General features: G+C 69.4%; 2 protein-coding genes and 1 riboswitch. Both genes read right to left on the bottom strand.

Going from position 1 to position 1,954, the window contains the following annotated elements; all coding sequences use genetic code 11:
• Positions 1-221: 221 nt before the first annotated feature.
• Positions 222-593, bottom strand: coding sequence for a glycine cleavage system protein GcvH (gene gcvH / locus QK444_RS35915; protein ID WP_282786524.1), 372 nt, complete (start codon positions 591-593; stop codon positions 222-224).
• A gap of 15 nt (positions 594-608) precedes the next feature.
• A complete protein-coding gene (gene gcvT, locus QK444_RS35910) occupies positions 609-1,727 on the bottom strand; it encodes a glycine cleavage system aminomethyltransferase GcvT (protein WP_282786522.1) in 1,119 nt (372 codons plus the stop codon).
• A gap of 135 nt (positions 1,728-1,862) precedes the next feature.
• A riboswitch (glycine riboswitch) is annotated at positions 1,863-1,950 on the bottom strand.
• Positions 1,951-1,954 lie beyond the last annotated feature (4 nt).

The following is a 1,954-nucleotide window of genomic DNA, read 5'->3' as shown; positions in this document are numbered from 1 at the left end:
TCCTCGTTCACCAGCAGCAGCGGGAAGTCGTGCAGATTGCGCTGCGGATCGAGGATGCTGGCCAGATACGACAGCGCCAGCAGACTCAGCAACCCCATCGCGACCAGCAGTGGAACCGCCCAGAGCTGATGTTCTCGGCGGGGTGGGACCGGATTCGGCGCGTCGGTCGGCACTCAGCCGACGCTAGCAGCACACCCGGGGCGAACGTTCGCGGTGGGTGGTCAGTCGCCGGTCAGGGCGGCGTAGCCGGTGGCGTCCAGCAGCGCACCGGTGGATTCGACCCGCACCCGGAACAGCCAGCCCGCACCGTAGGGGTCGGAGTTGACCGTATCCGGATCGTCGACGACCGCGGCGTTGATCTCCACGACCTCGCCCGTCACCGGCGAGTACAGGTCGCTGACGGATTTGGTGGACTCGATCTCACCGCAGACCTCCCCCTGCGCGACACGGTCGCCGACGGCGGGCAGTTGCACGAAGACCACGTCGCCGAGCGACGAGGCGGCGAAGTCGGTGACGCCCACGGTGGCGGTGCCGTCGACGACATGCAGCCACTCGTGCTCTTCGGTGTAGCTCAGATGTTCGGGAAAACCCATGATGGACGACCTCTTTCAGGAGCGGGAGTAGAAGGGCAGGGCGGTGGTCTCGACCGGTTCGCGACGGCCGCGCACGTCGATGGTCAAGGCCGTGCCGGGGGCCGCGTGGTCGCGGTCCACCATGGCCATGGCGATGGGCACGCCCAGGGTCGGGGAGAGCGCACCGCTGGTGACCACGCCGACCGCTCGGTCGTCGGCGTAGATCTCGTAGCCGTGGCGACCGGCGCGGCGGCCGGATCCGATGAGTCCCACCAGCGTTCGGCCGCCGCCCGCCTGCTCGCGGGCGGCCAGCGCGGCGCGCCCGACGAAAGTGCCGGGCTTGTCGAACTTCACGACCCGGCCGAGGCCGATGTCGAACGGAGTCACACCGACATGGAGCTCGTTGCCGTACAACGGCATTCCCGCCTCCAACCGCAGGGTGTCGCGGCAGGCCAGACCCGCGGGCAGCAGGCCGTGCGATGCCCCGGCCGCGCTCAGCGCCCGCCAGATGTCGGCGGCCCGCTCGGGCGCGCAGTACACCTCGAAACCGTCCTCACCGGTGTAGCCGGTGCGTGCCAGCAGCGCATCGACTCCGGCGATCCGGGCGGGCATGCCGGCGTAGTACTTCAGCGGACTCGGATCGACATCGGTCACGGCTCCGACGATCGCCGCCGAGCGCGGCCCCTGCACCGCGATGAGGGCGTAGTCGGTCGAACGGTTCGCCACCTCGGCGGCGAAGCCGTGTGCCCGATCACGCAGCAGGATGTAGACGATCTCGGCATTGGCGGCATTGGCGACCACCAGGAACCGCTGCTCGGCCAACCGGTACACCACCAGATCGTCGAGGACGCCGCCGTTGTCGTGGCAGAGCATGGTGTAGCGGGCGCGACCGACCGGCACCGCCGACAGCCGCCCGACCAGTGCGAAGTCCAGCATGCGCGCGGCCTCCGGCCCGGACACCTCGATCTCGCCCATATGCGAGAGGTCGAAGATCCCGGCGGCCTCCCGCACCGCACGGTGCTCGGCGAGTTCGCTGCCGTAACGCACGGGCATCCGCCATCCGGCGAAGTCGATGAAGACGGCGCCGTGCTCGGCGTGGACGGCTTCCAAGGGTGACGACGTGCGGGTGGGCACGCCGTCGCGAGCGACAGTCATGGGAGGTCCTCGAGTCGACCGGGACGCGACCCGGTGTCCGGAACTCCCCCTCTGTCATGGGACCTGAGAGCTTCACCGCCGCAGGCGGTTTGCACCGTGGGTGAGGCGCTCGGTGCGCCTGCTTTCCAGAGTGGCCTGGTCGATGCGGTACCTGTACCTGAGAGATTCCGGGGAGTTTGCTCCTTCGGCGCCCCGCTGCCGGGGACTCTCCCGCTACGACTCGTCGC

The organism is Nocardia sp. CC201C, from assembly GCF_030010695.1.
In the GTDB taxonomy this organism is placed as follows: Bacteria; Actinomycetota; Actinomycetes; order Mycobacteriales; family Mycobacteriaceae; genus Nocardia; species Nocardia otitidiscaviarum.
This window is presented reverse-complemented; position numbering and strand designations above follow the sequence as displayed.

What these genes read in the sequence shown, in the direction of transcription:
- gcvH (WP_282786524.1), bottom strand. Translation starts at nt 593, where the DNA reads ATGGGTTTTCCCGAACATCTGAGCTACACCGAAGAGCACGAGTGGCTG.
- gcvT (WP_282786522.1), bottom strand. Translation starts at nt 1,727, where the DNA reads ATGACTGTCGCTCGCGACGGCGTGCCCACCCGCACGTCGTCACCCTTG.